At 66.7% G+C, this 17,921-nt stretch carries 19 protein-coding genes; 9 read left to right on the top strand and 10 right to left on the bottom strand.

Annotation, left to right across the window (positions count from 1 at the left end; translation table 11 throughout):
* Positions 1-39: 39 nt before the first annotated feature.
* The 8 genes from TQ29_RS12070 to TQ29_RS12035 all read right to left on the bottom strand — a co-directional run bounded on the left by TQ29_RS12070 (position 40) and on the right by TQ29_RS12035 (position 6,368).
* Complete coding sequence (locus TQ29_RS12070; protein ID WP_054539365.1) at positions 40-768, bottom strand: transporter substrate-binding domain-containing protein; 729 nt, start codon at positions 766-768, stop codon at positions 40-42.
* Between the two features lie 35 nt (positions 769-803).
* Positions 804-1,583 (bottom strand): ABC transporter ATP-binding protein, encoded by a 780-nt coding sequence (locus TQ29_RS12065; protein WP_054539364.1) that lies wholly within the window; start codon positions 1,581-1,583, stop codon positions 804-806.
* 91 nt (positions 1,584-1,674) lie between these two features.
* Positions 1,675-2,448, bottom strand: coding sequence for a phosphate/phosphite/phosphonate ABC transporter substrate-binding protein (locus TQ29_RS12060; RefSeq protein ID WP_054539363.1), 774 nt, complete (start codon positions 2,446-2,448; stop codon positions 1,675-1,677).
* A complete protein-coding gene (locus TQ29_RS12055) occupies positions 2,445-2,888 on the bottom strand; it encodes a TerB family tellurite resistance protein (protein WP_037211264.1) in 444 nt (147 codons plus the stop codon). The genes TQ29_RS12060 and TQ29_RS12055 overlap by 4 nt, the downstream gene beginning before the upstream one ends.
* Before the next feature lie 42 nt (positions 2,889-2,930).
* Complete coding sequence (locus tag TQ29_RS12050) at positions 2,931-3,635, bottom strand: hypothetical protein (protein ID WP_054539362.1); 705 nt, start codon at positions 3,633-3,635, stop codon at positions 2,931-2,933.
* Between the two features lie 71 nt (positions 3,636-3,706).
* Positions 3,707-5,350 carry a CTP synthase gene (locus TQ29_RS12045; protein WP_054539361.1) on the bottom strand — a complete coding sequence of 548 codons (1,644 nt, stop codon included), beginning with the start codon at positions 5,348-5,350 and terminating at the stop codon, positions 3,707-3,709.
* A gap of 166 nt (positions 5,351-5,516) precedes the next feature.
* Complete coding sequence (gene secG / locus TQ29_RS12040) at positions 5,517-5,876, bottom strand: preprotein translocase subunit SecG (RefSeq protein WP_037211257.1); 360 nt, start codon at positions 5,874-5,876, stop codon at positions 5,517-5,519.
* Positions 5,877-5,969: 93 nt separating this feature from the next.
* Positions 5,970-6,368, bottom strand: a complete 399-nt coding sequence (locus TQ29_RS12035) for a DUF6524 family protein (RefSeq protein WP_054539360.1) — start codon at positions 6,366-6,368, stop codon at positions 5,970-5,972.
* Between the two features lie 136 nt (positions 6,369-6,504).
* Here TQ29_RS12035 and TQ29_RS12030 point away from each other — a divergent pair, with 136 nt between their 5' ends.
* Positions 6,505-7,797, top strand: coding sequence for an adenylosuccinate synthase (locus TQ29_RS12030; protein WP_054539359.1), 1,293 nt, complete (start codon positions 6,505-6,507; stop codon positions 7,795-7,797).
* Positions 7,797-8,051, top strand: coding sequence for a DUF2842 domain-containing protein (locus TQ29_RS12025; RefSeq protein WP_054539358.1), 255 nt, complete (start codon positions 7,797-7,799; stop codon positions 8,049-8,051). Before TQ29_RS12030 ends, TQ29_RS12025 begins: the two co-directional genes overlap by 1 nt.
* 66 nt (positions 8,052-8,117) lie before the next feature.
* Here the strand turns inward: TQ29_RS12025 and TQ29_RS12020 are convergent, their stop codons facing one another.
* Entirely contained in the window at positions 8,118-10,205 is a 2,088-nt protein-coding gene (locus TQ29_RS12020) for a hypothetical protein (protein WP_054539357.1), read from the bottom strand.
* A 141-nt stretch (positions 10,206-10,346) separates the two neighbouring features.
* Here TQ29_RS12020 and TQ29_RS12015 point away from each other — a divergent pair, with 141 nt between their 5' ends.
* From TQ29_RS12015 to TQ29_RS11985, 7 genes are all read left to right on the top strand, one after another.
* Positions 10,347-11,009, top strand: coding sequence for a thiamine diphosphokinase (locus tag TQ29_RS12015; RefSeq protein ID WP_054539356.1), 663 nt, complete (start codon positions 10,347-10,349; stop codon positions 11,007-11,009).
* A gap of 105 nt (positions 11,010-11,114) precedes the next feature.
* On the top strand, positions 11,115-11,897 hold the full coding sequence (rpiA, locus tag TQ29_RS12010; protein WP_054539355.1) for a ribose-5-phosphate isomerase RpiA: 783 nt from the start codon (positions 11,115-11,117) through the stop codon (positions 11,895-11,897).
* Positions 11,898-11,911: 14 nt separating this feature from the next.
* Positions 11,912-13,270, top strand: a complete 1,359-nt coding sequence (gene gor / locus TQ29_RS12005) for a glutathione-disulfide reductase (RefSeq protein ID WP_054539354.1) — start codon at positions 11,912-11,914, stop codon at positions 13,268-13,270.
* 66 nt (positions 13,271-13,336) lie between these two features.
* The gene (gene hflK / locus TQ29_RS12000; RefSeq protein WP_054539353.1) at positions 13,337-14,464 is read left to right on the top strand and encodes an FtsH protease activity modulator HflK; all 1,128 of its coding nucleotides are present in this window, start codon (positions 13,337-13,339) and stop codon (positions 14,462-14,464) included.
* A gap of 3 nt (positions 14,465-14,467) precedes the next feature.
* The gene (hflC, locus tag TQ29_RS11995; RefSeq protein ID WP_037210581.1) at positions 14,468-15,337 is read left to right on the top strand and encodes a protease modulator HflC; all 870 of its coding nucleotides are present in this window, start codon (positions 14,468-14,470) and stop codon (positions 15,335-15,337) included.
* Positions 15,337-15,531: a DUF2065 domain-containing protein gene (locus TQ29_RS11990; protein ID WP_054539352.1), complete on the top strand. Its 195-nt coding sequence runs from the start codon at positions 15,337-15,339 to the stop codon at positions 15,529-15,531. Before hflC ends, TQ29_RS11990 begins: the two co-directional genes overlap by 1 nt.
* Before the next feature lie 169 nt (positions 15,532-15,700).
* On the top strand, positions 15,701-17,158 hold the full coding sequence (locus tag TQ29_RS11985) for a DegQ family serine endoprotease (protein ID WP_037210577.1): 1,458 nt from the start codon (positions 15,701-15,703) through the stop codon (positions 17,156-17,158).
* A 58-nt stretch (positions 17,159-17,216) separates the two neighbouring features.
* Here the strand turns inward: TQ29_RS11985 and TQ29_RS11980 are convergent, their stop codons facing one another.
* Positions 17,217-17,759: a peptidoglycan-binding protein gene (locus tag TQ29_RS11980; RefSeq protein WP_054539351.1), complete on the bottom strand. Its 543-nt coding sequence runs from the start codon at positions 17,757-17,759 to the stop codon at positions 17,217-17,219.
* Positions 17,760-17,921: the final 162 nt, after the last annotated feature.

Genomic DNA, 17,921 nt, shown 5'->3' with positions numbered 1-17,921 from the left:
GAAATGGCGGGGCCAGAGGCGGCCCCGCCGGCGCGGTCATCAGTAGGTCACGATGTCTTCGCCGAACCATTTGATGAGCATGGCGTTCAGCGTGCCGTCTTCTTTCATCGAGGTGATGGCGGCATCGAATTTCGCCTTCAGCTCGGTGTCGGATTCGCGCAGGCCGATGCCGATGCCGCCGCCCAGCGACACGTCGGTGCCGGCCCAGACAAGCTCGGATTCCGCGACGATCGGCGCCAGGTAATCCTTGTCGGCGAACACGGCGTCGGCCTCGCCGTTCTTGACGGCGGCGACGGATTCGTCGGGGGTGGCGAATTCCAGCAGCGTGGCGCCGGTTTCAGCGACATAGCCGGCCTGAATGGTGGCGGTCTGCGCGGCGATCACGCCGGCCTTCACATCCACGTCGCCGTCCAGCGCGGCATAGGCGGATGACGCGGGCGGATAGTAGTTCTGGGTGAAGTCGATCACCTCGTCGCGCTCGTCGGTGATGCTCATGCCGGCGATGATCGTGTCATAGTTGCCCGACACCAGGTTGGGGATGATGCTGTCCCACTCGTTGGTCACCCATTCACAGGTCAGTTCGGCGCGCGAGCACAGCTCGTCGCCCAGCTCGCGCTCGAACCCGTCGATCTCGCCGTCATCGTTGATGAAGTTATACGGAGGATAGGCGCCCTCGGTGCCCATGCGCACGGTCATGCCATGGCTTTCGGCCAGGGCCATGCCGGACGTCAGGGCGAGGGCCGCGGTGGTCAGGATCAGTTTTTTCATGGTGATACTCCCGTGTTGAGGTCTTGTTGTCGGTGTCAGGCAGAGACGGTGGCGCTGAGGAACTGGCGCAGGCGGTCGGTTTGCGGGTCGGCGAGGATCTCGGCGGGCGGGCCCTGTTCCTCGATCCGGCCCTGATGCAGGAACACGACATGGTCGGACACATCCGCCGCCATGCGCATGTCATGGGTGACGATGATCATCGTGCGCCCCTCGTCGGCCAGCGCGCGGATCACCTTGACCACCTCCTGCTCAAGCTCGGGGTCGAGCGCGGAGGTCGGTTCGTCGAACAGCAGGGCGCGGGGTTCCATGCACAGGGCGCGGGCGATGGCGGCGCGTTGTTGCTGGCCCCCCGAAAGCTGGGCCGGGTAGGCATCGCATTTGTCGCCGATCCCGACCTTGTCGAGCAGGGCGCGGGCGCGGGCCTCTACCTCATCGGGGGCGTGACCCAGCACGATCAGCGGCGCTTCCATCACGTTTTGCAGGATGGTCATATGGGCCCAGAGGTTGAACTGCTGGAACACCATCGACAGGTTGGTGCGGATGCGGATCACCTGTTTGCGGTCCGCCGGCTGGCGGCGCTGGCCTTCGCCGCGCCAGCGCACCGGCTCTCCGTCGAACAGGATTTCGCCCTTCTGGCTGTCTTCCAGCAGGTTGGCGCAGCGCAGAAGCGTGGATTTACCCGAGCCCGAAGAGCCGATGAGCGACACGACATCGCCCTTCTTCGCGGCGATGTCGACACCTTTGAGCACCTCCAGCGCGCCGAAGCTTTTGTGGAGGTTCCGGATTTCGATGACGGGCGGTGCTTTGGGGGTCACGAAGGGCCGCTTCTGTTGCTTTCAAGCGGGAATAAGGGCGTAAAAAAACGGCGAATGCAACGGCTCCTGGGCATATTACGTGTGGGAAAGCCTAAGAAACAGGCATGTCGGCAGGGTCGTGCCCGGGGCCGGGCGGTGTGGGAACGCCGATATAGGCCGAAAGAGGGATGCGGATCACGCCGGTGACGCCAAGCGCGGCGCGGTCCGCGGGGGGAAGGGCGGCGATGGCGGTGCGCAGCGCGCGCCGGTGCGGGGCCGGGTCTGTGCCTTTGGCGGCGACGAAGGCCTGGCCGGGGGCGGCCCCTGTGTGCCCGATCACCCGCAGCGCGCGCGCCGCCGGATCGTGCCGCAGCATCGCCCGCCAGCTTATGGCGTCGATCGCGGCGATATCGGCGCGGCCTTCGGCAATCTCGATGGCGCTTTGGCGGTGGGCGCCGGTGGCACGGGTGCGGCGAAAGCGGAAGCCCAGCTTCGCGGCGGCAAGCTGCGGCGCGGCCCAGCCGGAATGCGAAAGCGCCTCGTTATAGGCAAAGACCCGGTCGGCATAGGCGGGCAGATCGGTGCTGTCGCCCGCGCGCACCACGAAGAGGCTGCGGTAATGGCCCGGCGGCGTGTCCTCCAGCCCGTAGTCGGCGGTGGCGATCAGGGTCAGCCGGTCATGGAGCCGCGCGCGCAGCGGCAGGCCGCAGATCTGGCCCAGCACAAGCTGCGGGTGCTGCCAGCCCTGCCAGATATCCATGTCGCGGGTCAGGGTATCGGGCGCGGCCACGCCCTCGGCGCGCAGCGCGTCGCGGGTGAGCGCCCAGAATGTATCATGCGCGGCCGCGTTTTCGGGCCGGTCGTACATTGGCAGGGCGGCGATCATGTGCGCCGGGCTTCGACCCGCTGGCGGGCAAGGTTGCTGTCGCGGTCATTGACGCCCAGCAGATTGGCCACGAGCCGCAGCAGCGCGTCTTCCTCATGGTCGCGCACGCCATCGGCCAGCACCACATCCCACAGCGCCTCGATCACCGCTTCGCGTTCTTCATAGGCGACGGCATCCTTGATGGCGCGGGTGAAGCGGACGGTATCGGGCGCCTCTGATTCCAGCACTTCGGCGTCGCGGCGCAGGGCCACGGCCTCGAACGGGGACAGCCCGTAGCGGGTGGCCAGGATACGGTCGATGCGCGCCACCTCATCCTCGGCATAGTCGCCATCGGATTTCGCGACGCGCACGAGAAGCGCGGCAAGCGCAAAGCGGGCGTCGGCGCCGGCGAGGGGGGCGGGTTGCGGCTGGATCAGCCGCGAGAGGAAATCTGCGAACATGGGGCACATATATGCCGCGACACGGGCGGGGCCAAGGGGCCTTCAGCCCAGCGGCGGGGTGCGCTGGAAAATGATGTCGTCGATGGCGATGCCGCCGGGATCGGTGTTGGTGATCAGAATGCCGGCGATATCGGGGCGGTTGCCGGCGCGGCGCCAGCCAAGCGCCACCACGCCCGCCGCCGGGATGTGGCGCAGGGTGGCAAGGCGGCGGCCATCGCGGGCGAAGAAGGCGACCGTGACCGGGCCGGTTTCCGGCGCGGCACCCAACGGGGCGGGGTATTGCGCGTGCAGCCGCAGGCCGAGCGCGTATTGGTCATGGTCGAACAGGATGGCCACCGCGCCTTCGCCCCGCCCCGAGATCCGCGCGAACCCGTCGGACCCGAGCGGGAACAGCGCGTTGGAGCCGAAACCGCGATGAAAGGCGACGGCGAGGTTCTCGCCCGGCCGGCCGGGGCGCACCGTCAGCGGCGCGGCGGGGGCAGCCGCGTCGGGCAGGTCATGGGCGCTTGCGCCGGGCGCCAGCGACTGGCCGGCGAAACGCTCGCCCAGCCAGAGGCCGGGAAGGCGGAGGGCTTGGTCGAAGTTCAGCCCCGGCTCTGCCCGCCAGGGCAGGGTTTCGAAGGCGACGATCCCGTCAAGCTCGGCCCGCAGGGTGGCATAGCTTTCGGCGGCGATGTGTTGCGCGCGGGCGGGCAGGGCGAAGGCGGCGCAAAGGGCCAGGGCAAGACGCGGGAGGCGCAGGATCATGCGATCCCTTTCCGGTTTGCCGCCCCTTGCCCCGGCGCGCGCGCCGCGCGGTCAGGCGCGGGCGGCGGTGATCACACCAGCCGCTCCACCTCTTTGGCGGCGCGCACGAAATCGGCGAACAGCGGGTGCGGGGCGAAGGGTTTGGATTTCAGCTCGGGGTGGAACTGAACACCGATGAACCAGGGGTGATCCTTGACCTCGACAATCTCGGGCAGGCGGCCATCGGGGGACATGCCGGAAAAGCACAGGCCATGTTGCTCGAGACTTTCGCGGAATTTGGTGTCCACCTCGTAGCGGTGGCGGTGGCGTTCCTCGATCGAGGTGCAGCCATAGACCTGCGCCACTTTCGAGCCCTTGGTCAGCGAGGCGGTATAGGCGCCCAGGCGCATGGTGCCGCCCTTGTCGTCATCCAGCTTGCGGGCCACGGTATGGTTGCCCTTGACCCATTCCTTGAGGTGATAGACCACCGGGGTAAAACGTTTCCTGCCGGCCTCGTGGTCGAACTCCTCGGACCCCGCGTCGGCCATGCCGCCCAGATTGCGCGCGGCCTCGATCACCGCCATCTGCATGCCGAGGCAAATGCCCAGATAGGGGATCTTGCGTTCGCGCGCGAATTGCGCGGCCTTGATCTTGCCCTCGGTGCCGCGCTCGCCAAAGCCGCCGGGCACGAGGATGGCGTGGAACCCTTCCAGATAGGGCGCGGGATCTTCGCGTTCGAAGATCTCGGCGTCGATCCATTCGGATTTCACCCGCACCCGGTTGGCCATGCCGCCATGGGTCAGCGCCTCGGCGATCGATTTGTAGGCGTCTTCGAGCCGGGTGTATTTGCCGACGATCGCCACACGCACCTCGCCCTCGGCATTGACCAGCCTGTCCATCACGTCTTCCCAGCGCGACAGTTCGGGCCTGGGCGCGGGGCTGATCCGGAACGCATCCAGCACCGCCTGATCCAGCCCTTCGCGGTGATAGGCCAGCGGGGCCTCGTAGATGGTTTCCAGATCGGGGGCGGCGATCACCGCGTCCTTGCGCACGTTGCAGAACTGCGCGATCTTCTCGCGCTCTTTCTCGGGGATCGGGTGTTCCGAGCGCAGCAGCAGGATATCGGGCGCGATCCCGATCGAGCGCAGCTCCTTGACCGAATGCTGGGTCGGCTTCGTCTTCAGCTCTCCGGCCGAGGCGATATAGGGCAGCAGGGTCAGGTGCATGAAGATGCACTGGCCCAGCGGCTTGTCCTGGCTGAACTGGCGGATCGCTTCGAAGAAGGGCAGGCCCTCGATATCGCCGACGGTGCCGCCGATCTCGCAGAGCATGAAATCGACCTCATCCTCGCCGATCGAGATGAAATCCTTGATCTCGTCGGTGACGTGGGGGATCACCTGGATGGTCTTGCCGAGATAATCGCCGCGGCGCTCTTTCTCCAGCACGGTGGAATAGATGCGGCCGGAGCTGACGGAATCGGTGGCCCGCGCGGCAACGCCGGTGAAACGCTCGTAATGGCCAAGGTCGAGATCGGTTTCGGCGCCGTCATCGGTGACGAACACCTCGCCATGTTCGAAGGGCGACATCGTGCCGGGATCGACGTTCAGATAGGGATCAAGCTTGCGCAGCCGCACCGAAAAGCCGCGCGCCTGCAGCAGCGCGCCGAGCGCGGCAGAGGCAAGACCCTTGCCAAGTGAGGAGACAACGCCGCCCGTGATGAAAATGAAACGTGCCATATGGCTGGCATCCCCCGTGAATTGTCATGTTTCGGCTGTTCGATTCGGCCTTCGACAGCCGCAGCATCACGGGATTTAACGTATAACGGATTCGCGAACGCCCCGCAACCGCACCGCAAGATGCTGGGGCGAATTGTCCGCCCGAATCAATGTTTAGTGGTTTTTCTTACTCCGCGCGGGGCGGCAGAAGCGGTGCGTCGCTGGGTGTGGGCGGCAGAAGATCATCGGCCGGCGCGGTTTCCTGCTGCACCGCCGGGGCCGGGGCGCCCAGCCTGTCCAGCACCGAGGTGCCCGCCGATTTTTCCGCGGCGATGAAGGTCAGCACGATCGAGGTGACGATGAAGCCGGCGGCGAAGATCCAGGTCAGCTTGCCCAGGGCCGTGGCCGCGGCCCGGCCCGACATCACGCCGCCGCCACCGCCACCGCCGCCCATGCCCAGCCCGCCGCCTTCGGAGCGTTGCAGCAGCACGACCCCGATCAGGCAGAGCGCGAGGATCAGGTGGATGGTAAGGACGACGTTTTCCATGAGGCGCGGATCCGGGCTTTTGTTCGACGCGTCTATCTAGGCGCTTGGGGCGGGGCTCGCAACCCCTGTTGGCGGAAGGGGGGCCCGGCCGCCTCATTCATCCACGTCATCCACATCGGTCTGGCCCGAAAGGCGCCGGCGCACCCGGCTCCAGCTCAGGCCGATGCCCAGCACGGCGGAGGTGGCAAACAGGCCGAGCCACAGGTTGAGGCTGGGATTGTCCAGCGTCAGCACGCCCCAGTCGATCAGCACCCAGATCAGCGCGCCCACCAGCGCGGCGACCAGAAGCATGCCGAACGCCCCGATCGAGCGCAGCGTGGCGCGCAGGTAGATGATATAGCCGACCAGAAGCACCAGCCCCGTCAGCACCGCCAGCGGCAGGCTTTCGCGGTAGTTCTCCATCGCCCAGCGGGTGAAATTCCACCGCGTCGGGTTATAGGTGAGCGACAGCAACACAAAGGCGAACCCCCAGCGCAAAACGATACCGGACATCACACGCTTCTTTCTTTCGGCGCTTTGGTGGCGCACCTGCAGTGGCCTGTCCAGCCCCGGGGTGAATTTGGCGTTTGCGGGCCAGGGCGCGGGCGGCTATACGGGCGCGGGTTTTCCGCAAGTGCAAGGATCAGCTATGGCAAATGTCGTCGTCGTCGGCGCCCAGTGGGGCGACGAAGGAAAAGGCAAGATCGTCGACTGGCTCTCGGAGCGCGCAGATGTGATCGCGCGCTTTCAGGGCGGTCACAACGCCGGCCACACGCTGGTCATCGACGGCGAGGTGTTCAAACTGTCGCTGCTGCCCTCGGGCATCGTGCGCAAGGGCAAACGCTCTGTCATCGGCAACGGCGTGGTGCTGGACCCCTGGGCGCTGATTGACGAGATCGCGCGGCTGACCGCGCAGGGGGTGGAGATTTCGCCCGACAACCTGATGATCGCCGAGAACACGCCACTGATCCTGCCGGTGCATGGAGAGCTGGACCGGGCGCGCGAAAACCAGAACGCGGTGGCCAAGATCGGCACCACCGGGCGCGGCATCGGCCCGGCCTATGAAGATAAGGTCGGCCGGCGTACCGTTCGGGTGGCCGATCTGGCCGACAAGGCCACGCTGGAGCTGCGGGTGGACCGGCTGCTGGTGCATCACGATGCGCTGCGCCGCGGCCTCGGCCTGCCGGAGGTGGACCGCGCCGCGCTGCTGGCCCAGCTTGAAGAGGTGGCGCCGAAGATCCTGCCCTTCGCCGCGCCGGTCTGGAAGGTGCTGAACGAAGACCGCCGCGCCGGCAAGCGCATCCTGTTCGAAGGCGCGCAGGGCGCGCTGCTGGATGTTGATTTCGGAACCTATCCGTTTGTCACATCGTCCAACACCATGGCGGGCATGGCTGCCACCGGCACCGGTCTGGGGCCGGGGGCGGTGGATTTCGTGCTGGGCATCGTCAAGGCCTATACCACCCGCGTCGGCGAGGGCCCGTTCCCGACAGAGCTGGACGATGACAATGGTCAGCGCCTCGGCGAACGCGGGCGCGAATTCGGCACCGTGACCGGGCGCAAGCGCCGCTGCGGCTGGTTCGACGCGGTTCTGGTGCGCCAGACCTGCGCCACCTCGGGCGTGTCGGGCATCGCCCTGACCAAGCTCGATGTGCTCGACGGGTTCGACGAGCTGAAGATCTGCACCGGCTACGAGCTCGACGGCAGGATGCTGGATTATCTGCCGACCGCCGCCGATCAACAGGCCCGCGTGACACCGGTGTACGAAACGCTGGAAGGCTGGCCCGACAGCACGGCGGGCGCGCGCAGCTGGGCCGAACTGCCTGCCGCCGCGGTGAAATACGTGCGCCGGGTCGAAGAGTTGATCCAGTGTCCGGTGGCGCTGTTGTCGACCTCGCCCGAGCGGGACGACACCATCCTTGTCACCGACCCGTTCGCCGACTGATGGCGCTGTCCTACAAGGCGCGGCGGCGCTGGTCGCTGGTGATTCTGCTGATCGGGCTACCGCTCTATATCGTGCTGGCGGTGACGCTGGCGGGGTTGATCGACCGGCCGTCGGTTCTTGTGGAGCTGGCGATCTACGTGGGGCTGGGATTCCTGTGGATTCTGCCGTTCCGGTTCGTGTTTCGCGGCGTCGGCAAGGCAGACCCCGAGGCGCAAGATGCCGGGGCGAAAAAAAACGGGGCGGAAGACCCTTAGGTCTTCCGCCCCATACTCGTTACCCTTCACGGAACCGGGATATCTGGCCCGATCTTGCCCGCGCGCTCAAGACATAAAGCGCGAGGTTTTCGAAATGATGAACTGACCCCGTTTGACCCGTTCGAAAGGCCCCTCCCGAAGGTGCCGGCCAAACGCGCGCAGGCTGTCCTCGCGCGCGAATTCCTTGCCGCGCGGCGTGCTGGCCACAAGCTCCATCACCTGCGGCCGGGTAAAGATGTCGTCTTCGCGGGCACGCACCGCATAGGCGGCGGCGGCTTCGATCATGTCGGACAGATCCGTGGCCCCCATCCGCGCGGCGAAATCGGCAAAGCTTTCCTCGGCGGCGAAAATATTGCTGTCGTCCTGCTCCTCGACCACGGATTTCAGCGCCAGATTGCCGGTGCTGCCATGTTCCGGAGAATCGATGCGCTGTTCGGAAACCAGCACCAGCGGCGGCATCCGGTTGCCGCGGGCGCTGCGGCCGCCGGGGCGCACCACATGGGCCAGGTCTTCGCGGTAGGGGTGTTTTTCGGCCTCGGCCTCGGCCTCTCCGTTGCGGCCCGGGCGGGCCCGGCGTTCGGCCACGGTGGCGGCGACGGCGGCCTTGAGGTGGGCGATGGCGGTGCGGCGGCGGCGATGCTCGCTGCCTTCCATCTTGGTGTTGATCTCGTCGACGAGGCGCGAGACATCGGCCTCTTCGGGCTTTCGCTTGCCACCGGGCCGGATGCGGCGCGGCGTGGCAGGGCCCGAGCGGACGGCGTCACGCTCCACCTCGGCCAGTTCGGCCATCAGATCGGCCTCTTCCTCTGCCGACAGGGCGGGCTCGGGCAGATCGCCCGGCGCGGCACCGATATCGGGCGTTCCGGTTTCCAGATCTGCCGTATCACCGGGCGCGGCCTCGGGCAGCCCGGACGGGACAGACTGCAGATCGGTGCGCTTGATTTTCATGACGCGGGCGCGGGCGCGCTCCACCGCCCGGCGCGCGGTGTCAGAGCCGGGGCGGCGCGTGATGTCTTCGTCGGGGTCCACGACGGGCGTTTTCGCGATGGCGGGCTCGGCGGGTTCCTCGGCCTGCGGCTCCGGCTCGGTGGCCGCGATCTCCGGCTCGGCGGGCGCTTCCTCGGGGGCCTCGGGCTCGGCGGGCTCTTCGGGCACGGCGGCGAATTCCGCGGCGGGGATTTCTTCCTCGGCCGGTTCTTCTTCGGCGGCGGGCTCCGGTTCGGCAAGCTCTTGCGGCGCGGCTACGGGTTCGGGGGCGGGCTCGGCTTCCGCCTCTTCCTCATACTCCTCGGTCGCGGTGGCGCGCAGCACGCTGGCCAGGACCGGGTCGATCTCCGGCTCCGTCACGGCGGTTTCGGGCTCTGCCTCTTGTTCGGGCAAGACCAGGGGCTCGGCCTCGGCGGGCTCTTCGGCGATCGGTTCTTCGGCAATGGTGTCTTCGTCGGCGGTTTCTTCAACCGCCTCTTCGCGCGGGCTGTCTTCGATGATCGCGTCGGGCAGTTGCCCGGTCTCGTCGGCGGTGGCGCCCTCGAAGGCCGGGGATTCAGCGATCGGCTCTTCGACGGGTTCTTCCACCGGTTCTTCCACCGGTGCGGGGGCCATGACCGGGGCGGCGGGGGGCTGCGGAAGCTCCTCGTCTTCGACATAGGTTTCCGCCGGCTGCGCGAGGGGCGCCGCCGGGGCGGCGGTGCGCGCCGTGTCGACAGCGGCGCGGATGCGGGCAAGCTTGGCCGCGACCGAGCCGAGCTCCGGCGCGGCGGGGGCGGATGCCACGGGCGCGGGGGCTGCCGGCTCTGCCCGCGGCGCTTCGGGCCTTGGCGCTTCGGTTCGGGGCGTTTCGGGCATGGGGGCTTCGGCCACGGCCGGGGTGGCGGGGTCGGCGGCGGGCGTGTGCTGGCCATCGGCGGCCCGCAGCAGGATACCGCCATCATGCAGGCTGGCATCGACGCGGCGCCGGATCTCGCGCTCGGCGATGCGTTGCAGCATGTCCGCATCCGGCGTCGCGGGTTCGGCGCCGAAGTAACGGTCTTCCGCGGCGAGATCCCGGAAATACTCGGCGATCGCCTTCATCGTGCCGAACGAATCTTCGAATCCTTCGAGGGTGCAGGAAAATGTCCCGTAGGAAACCGTAAGAATTTTATTTGCACCGACCATCGGCAGGCTCGCCTTCTAACATTACCAGCAGCACCATGTTTACCATAGGCCGTTTCCAGAAATTGAACAGAAAGGAGATTTTTGGGGGGATTAATGGTGTTGGAATTGTGGTCTTAATCGTTCTGACGCAGATATTGCCACATGAAAGCCATGATTGTCCAAACTTCTGAACCAGTCGCGCTGATCGGCGGGGGCGCAGTCGCGCCAGCCGATCTGGCGGAAGTCTTAACGCGCGCGCCGGTTCTCGTGGCTGCGGATGGCGGGGCCGACCGTGCGCTTGCCGCGGGGCGCATGCCCGATGCGGTTGTCGGTGACATGGATTCCATCTCCGAGGCCGCCCGTGCCGCCATTCCCGCGGCGCGGCTGCATTGCGTACCGGAACAGGAGAGCACCGATTTCGACAAGTGTCTGCGGATGATAGAAGCGCCGCTGATCTTCGGGCTGGGGTTTCTCGGGCCGCGGCTGGACCATCAGCTTGCGGTGCTGACCGGGCTGACCCGGCAGACGGAAAAGCGCTGCATCCTGATCGGCGAGCACGACATCGCCTTTCTGTGCCCGCCGCGCCTGGCGATCACGCTGGAGCCGGGCACGCGGGTGTCGCTGTTTCCGATGGGTCCCGTCACCGGGCAGAGCCGGGGGCTGAAATGGCCGATCGACGGTATCGGCTTTGCGCCCGACGGGCGGATCGGCACGTCGAACGAGGCGACGGGCGGCGCCGTCGAGCTGACGGTGGCGGCGCCGCGCATGGTTGTGATCCTGCCCCGCGCGGCGCTGGCGGCCGCGGCCGGGGCATTGTCGGGCTGAACGCGCCGCCAAAACCGCGTGCGGGGCCGGGAATGGGCCTTTTTGCCCCTCGCGGCCAACGGACAGTTCTCCTATAACACCGGGGAGCCATAAAGGAGACCAGCCATGAGCGGAGAGCTTTCCCCGATCGACAAGGCCAAATTCGTCGCCGCCAAGCGCGCGGTCGATTTTGTCGAAGACGGTATGCGCGTGGGCCTTGGCACCGGTTCGACCGCGGCCTGGATGGTGCGGTGTCTGGGCGAGCTGGTGCGCGAGGACGGAATGCAGATCAAGGGTGTGCCGACATCGACGCGCACCGCCGAACTTGCCCGCCAGGTCGGGATCGAGGTGATTTCGCTGGACGAGGCGAAATGGCTGGATCTGACCATCGACGGCGCCGACGAGTTCGACGCCAACCTGAACCTGATCAAGGGCGGCGGCGGCGCGTTGCTGCAGGAAAAGATCGTGGCCACGGCCAGCGACCAGATGATCGTGATCGCCGACGTGGCCAAGGAGGTGGCGCAGCTTGGCGCCTTCCCGCTGCCGGTCGAGGTGATCCCGTTCGGCTGGCAGACCTCCAAGGCGCTGATCGAGGAGACGCTGATCAACCTCGATGTTCTGGGCCGCGACACCACGCTGCGGATGAACGGCGATGCGCCTTTCGTGACCGATGAGGGCAATTACCTGCTGGACATGCACCTGAGCCGCATCGGCAACGTGCGCCAGCTTGCGCTGGTGATCAACCAGATCCCCGGCGTGGTCGAGAACGGCCTGTTCATAGATATCTGCGATGTCGTGGTGATCGGCCATGGCGACGGCAAGGTCGAGGTGCGCGACATCAACACCGGCACGGTCGAGGAAGACAAGATCGACTTTCTGGAAAACGACAATCTGTTCGCAGATTTCTGACGGCGCGGGGCAGCATGAGTTTTGACTTTGATCTATTCGTGATCGGCGGCGGGTCCGGCGGTGTGCGGGCGGCGCGTCTGGCGGCGTCCGAGGGCGGGGCGAAGGTGGGCCTGGCCGAGGAATACCGGATGGGCGGCACCTGTGTCATCCGTGGCTGCGTGCCGAAGAAGCTGATGGTCTTCGCCTCGGGCTATTCCGGCGGGTTCGAGGATGCGCGCGCCTATGGCTGGGATGTGACGGCCGGCGGCTTTGACTGGCCGCTGTTCAAGGGCAAGCTGCATGCGGAGCTTGACCGGCTGGAGGGCATCTATCGCACCAATCTGGACAAGGCCGGGGTGGAGATTTTCGACACCCGCGCCGTGCTCGAGGATGCGCATACGGTGAAGCTGGCCACCGGGCAGCGTTTCACCGCCAAGCACATTCTGGTCGCCGTCGGCGGCCGGCCCTTCGTGCCCGACATGCCGGGGGCCGAGCATGTGATCACCTCCAACGACATCTTCCATCTGGAGGCATTGCCCAGGGATATCCTGATCGTCGGCGGCGGTTTCATCGCCTGCGAATTTGCCTGCATCCTGAACGGGTTGGGCGTGGCGGTGACGCAATATTATCGCGGCGCGCAGATCCTGCGCGGCTTTGACGACGAGGCGCGCGGCCATGTGGCCGAGCTGATGCGCGAGCGGGGGGTGAACCTGCATGTCGGCACCGATGTGATCGAGATGAAGCCGGTCGAGGGCGGGATCTGGGTGAAATCCACCGACGGGCGCGAACATGTCTATGAAAAGGTGATGTATGCCACCGGCCGCGTGCCCAACACGGGCGGGCTGGGGCTGGAAGAGGCGGGCGTGAAGATCGGCCGCGGCGGCGCGGTGGAGGTGGATGACTATTCGCAGACCGTCGTGCCTTCGGTCTATGCGGTGGGCGACGTGACCAACCGCATCAACCTGACCCCGGTGGCGATCCGCGAGGGCGCGGCCTTTGTCGAAACCGTGTTCAAGGGCAACCCGACCAAGCCCGACCATGATCTGGTGGCCAGCGCCGTGTTCACCCAGCCCGAGCTTGGCACCGTCGGCCTGACCGAGGAACAGGCCGCCGAGCAGGAGGCGATCGAGGTCTACAGCACCTCGTTCCGGGCGATGCAGTCGCTCTTTGCCGGGCGGCCCGACCGGGTGATGATGAAGCTGATCGTCAGCAAGGCCAGCCGCAAGGTTCTGGGCTGTCATATCGTCGCGGATCATGCGGGCGAGCTGATCCAGCTGGCGGCGGTCGCGCTGAAGATGGGCGCGACGAAAGAGGATTTCGACCGGACCGTGGCGGTGCATCCGACCATGTCGGAAGAGCTTGTAACGATGAAGGCGCCGGTGCGCACGGCTTGATATCCGTACCGGTTTGACCACTTAGGAAGGCATGACGTGACAATACGAGAAGAGGGTGTGAGCTGAATGGCTGGTAACAACGGAGGCCCCTGGGGAGGGGGCGGCTCGAACAAGGGCGGCGGCAATCGCGGCAATGACGGGCGTGGTTCCGGCAGTGGCGGCGAGGGCCCCCAGATTCCCGAAATCGACGAATTGATGAAAAAAGGGCAGGAACAGCTTCGCGTTCTGATGGGCGGGCGCGGCGGCAAGGGTGGCCGCCCGGGCGGCGGTGGGTCCGGTGGGCCGGCCTTCACCCGCGGCACGTTCGCGCTGGCCGCGCTGGCGGCGGTCGTGCTTTGGGCGCTGGCCTCTTTCTATACGGTGAAGCCGGAAGAGCAGTCGGTGGAACTGTTCCTTGGCAAATATTCCCAGACCGGCAATCCCGGCCTGAATTTCGCGCCCTGGCCGCTGGTCAGCGCCGAGGTCATTCCGGTGACCCGCGAACAGACAGAGGATATCGGCGTGGGCCGCGCCGGCGGCGATGCCGGGCTGATGCTGACCGGCGACGAGAATATCGTGGATATCGATTTCCAGGTGGTCTGGAACATCAACGATCCGGCGCAGTTCCTGTTCAACCTGCGTGACCCGCAGCAGACGATCCGCGCCGTTTCTGAATCGGCGATGCGCGAGATCATCGCCCAGTCGGAGCTGGCGCCGATCCTCAATCGCGACCGAGGCTCGATCGCGGCCCGGCTGCAGGATCTGATCCAGCAGACGCTCGACAGCTATGACAGCGGCATGAACGTGGTACGCGTGAACTTCGACAAGGCCGATCCGCCGCGCGAGGTGATCGACAGTTTCCGCGAAGTGCAGGCCGCCGAGCAGGAGCGTGACCGGCTTGAGAAACAGGCCGACGCCTATGCCAACCGGGTGGTTGCCGGCGCCCGCGGTGAAGCCGCGCAGGTGCTGGAAGAGGCCGAAGGCTATCGCGCCCGCGTGGTCAACGAGGCCCAGGGTGAGGCGAGCCGGTTCTCCGCCGTGCTCGAGGAATACAAGAAGGCGCCGGATGTGACGCGCAAGCGGCTTTATCTGGAAACACTGGAAGAGGTTCTTGGCCGCGTGGACAAGGTGATCATCGACGAAAGCAGCGGCAGCAGCGGTGTGGTGCCCTATCTGCCGCTGAACGAGTTGCGCCGCCCGGCAGAGGGGAACTGAGGCATGAAAAAGACAACTTACATTCTGCCCATCGTGGTGATCGCCATCGTGGTGTTCCTGTCGTCGGTCTTCATCGTGGACGAGCGTGAAAAGGCGCTGGTGCTGCAGTTCGGCCAGGTGCGCGACGTAAAGGAAGAGCCGGGTCTGGCCTTCAAGATCCCGCTGATCCAGGAGGTCGTGCGCTATGACGACCGGATCCTGAGCCGTGACATCGACCCGCTGGAAGTAACGCCGCTCGATGATCGCCGGCTCGTGGTCGACGCCTTCGCGCGGTTCCGCATCGCCGATGTGGTGCGGTTCCGTCAGGCGGTCGGCGCGGGCGGCATCCGTTCGGCCGAGGACCGGCTCGACAGGGTGCTGCGCGCCGCCACGCGCGAGGTGCTGGGCTCTGTCAGCTCCAATGACATCCTGTCGTCGGACCGGGCCGCGCTGATGCTGCGCATCCGCAACGCCGCGATTTCCGAGGCCAGCAATCTGGGGCTGGAGATCGTCGATGTACGGCTCAAGCGCACCGATCTGCCCGAACAAAATCTGGAAGCCACCTTTGCCCGGATGCGGGCCGAGCGCGAGCGCGAGGCGGCCGATGAGATCGCGCGCGGCGAAGAAGCGGCGCAGCGGGTGCGTGCCCAGGCCGACCGGACGGTGGTGGAGCTTGTCTCCGACGCCAACCGCCAGGCCGAGATCGCGCGCGGTGAAGCCGACGCCGAGCGGAACGGGATCTTCGCCACCGCTTATGGCGCGGATACCGAGTTCTTCGAATTCTACCGCTCGCTCGAGGCTTATTCGCGCTCGTTGCAGGGCGGCAATTCGACGATGGTGCTGTCGCCCGACAGCGAATTCTTCGATTACCTGAAGAACGCGCAGGGGCGGTGATGCCGATCCTGCTGCTGGCCATCGGGCTGGTACTGGTTGTGGAGGGGCTGGTGTTCGCACTGGCCCCTTCGCGTCTGGAGGATCTGCTCGCGGTGCTGAAAACCCTGCCGCTTGATGCCCGCCGGGCGCTCGGGCTGGGCGCGGTGGCGCTGGGGGTCGGGCTGGTTTGGCTTGCAAAAGCGCTTGGCGCCTGAAACGCTTGGCCCGGGCTGCGAATATGCTTCACATCCATGTGACAGCGCGTGACGGGCTTTGAGTTGAATGTCGGGGCCCCTATCTAAAGGATCAGGACACCCGGGCCGGGTGATTTCCCCGCCCCAACCAGGATCATACGAGGAGGAACTCCCATTGACATCCCAGGCCATGACACTTTCCGCCCGGACGGACGCGGCGCCGCTGCGCGCGCTCTGGGCGCTGATACTGGGCCTCGCGCTGGTGATGGCCCAGGGCATATCGGCGCAGGCGCGCGGCGTGCCCGAAAGCTTCGCCGACCTGGCCGAACAGGTCAGCCCGGCGGTGGTGAACATCACCACATCGACCACGGTTGCCGTTTCCACCGGGCCCGGCCCGCAGCTTCCCGAAGGCTCTCCCTTTGAGGATTTCTTTCGTGATTTCATGAACCCCGAGGGCGAGGGCAACCAGCAGCGCCAGCGCCGCAGCCAGGCGCTCGGCTCCGGCTTCGTGATTTCCGAGGATGGCTATATCGTCACCAACAACCACGTGATCGAAAAGGCCGACGAGATCGAGGTGGAGTTCTTTTCCGGCAAGACGCTGGAGGCCAAGGTGATCGGCACCGACCCCAACACCGATATCGCCCTGCTGAAGGTGGAAAGCGATACGCCGCTGCCCTTCGTGCCCTTCGGCAACAGCGATGTGATGCGCGTTGGCGACTGGGTGATGGCGGTGGGCAACCCGCTGGGGCAGGGCTTTTCGGTCTCCGCCGGCATCGTATCGGCCCGCAACCGGGCGCTGAGCGGCACCTATGACGATTTCATCCAGACCGACGCGGCGATCAACCGGGGCAACTCGGGCGGGCCGCTTTTCAACATGGCCGGAGAGGTCGTGGGGGTGAACACCGCGATCCTGTCGCCCAACGGCGGCTCGATCGGCATCGGCTTTTCGATGGCGTCCAACGTGGTCAACAATGTGGTCGGGCAGCTGAAGGAATTCGGCGAAACCCGGCGCGGCTGGCTGGGCGTGCGCATTCAGGACGTGACGCCGGATGTGGCAGAGGCCATCGGCCTGGAAGAGGCGCGGGGCGCGCTGGTGACGGATGTGCCCGAGGGCCCGGCCGCCGAGGGCGGCATGCAGTCGGGTGACGTCATCCTGTCGTTCGACGGGGTGGATGTGGCCGACACGCGTGAGCTGGTGCGCATCGTCGGCAGCTCGCCCGTGGGCAAGGCCGTGCGCGTCGTGGTGTTCCGCGATGGCGGCACCCAGACGCTGAAGGTGACGCTGGGCCGCCGTGAAACGGCCGAGGGCGCGGTGCCCGCCGTCGCCTCGCCGGCGCCCGAGGCCCCGGTCGAGAAGCAGATGCTGGGCCTGACCCTGACCCCGCTGACCGACGAGATGCGCGAGCAGCTGGAGCTGGGCGCGGGTGACGGGCTGGTGGTGACCAATGTCGACGAGATGAGCGAGGCCTATGAAAAGGGTCTGCGCGCGGGCGACGTGATCACCGAGGCCGGTCAGCAGAAGGTGACCAGCGCCGATGATCTGGAGGCCCGGATCACCGAGGCGAAGGAGGCCGGGCGCAAATCGCTTTTGCTGCTGATCCGCCGTCAGGGCGCGCCGCGCTTTGTGGCGCTGTCGCTGGAAGAGTGATCTTTCGCCCCGGAAACAGCAAAGGGCGCCCGCCGGGGCGCCCTTTTTGCGTTGCGGCTCAGCCGTCCGCGCCGGGCCTGGGATAGGCGATCAGCCCCAGTTTGCGCGCCGTGGAGAGCGACAGGGTGGCGCTGTCGAGCCCAAGCGTGGCCTGGTATGTCCGCACCGCGCGGCGCGTGGCGGGATCCATCGTTCCGGTAACCGGGCCTTGGTACACCCCGCGCGCGGCCAGCGCCCGCTGCAGCGTGGCGGTGAACTCTGCCGTCATCTGCGCGGCGCAGGGGGTTTCAAACCAGATCTCCTGGCGCGGGGTGACGATGCGCTGATGGGTTTCGGTGCGGTAATGCGCGGGCGCGCTGATGGCGCCTTCGGCATCGCGCCGGGCCGGTTGCTGCAGCACATGGTCCGTCACGGTTTCGATCACCGCCGGCGTCACATGCTTGCCCCAGCAGGTGCCGGGGGCGGCGCCGGGCGGCGCGTGATCGGGCGGTGTGGCCAGCGGCTGTTCGGCCAGCCGCGCGACGTCGGCCACCGGCGCGGTGTCCTGGCAGGCGGCGAGGCCGAGCGCGGCGAGGCCGGTCAGAAGAAGGTTTCGGATCATGTCTGCTCGTCCGGGGGCTTGGGGCCCTGATGTTCTTGGCGGCACAATAGCCTGTTTCGCGCCGTCGTGAAAGGCTGCTGGCCGGCCGGGCGGGCGCGGAATTTCGACCCGCCCGCGCAGGGGCCGCCACGGGCACTGGAAAACCGCGCGAACTTGGCCTAT

It is taken from the genome of Actibacterium sp. EMB200-NS6 (genome assembly GCF_001305615.1).
In the GTDB taxonomy this organism is placed as follows: domain Bacteria; phylum Pseudomonadota; class Alphaproteobacteria; order Rhodobacterales; family Rhodobacteraceae; genus Actibacterium_A; species Actibacterium_A naphthalenivorans.
Note: the sequence above shows the minus strand (reverse complement) of the source record. Positions and strands in the feature narration are given on the sequence as shown.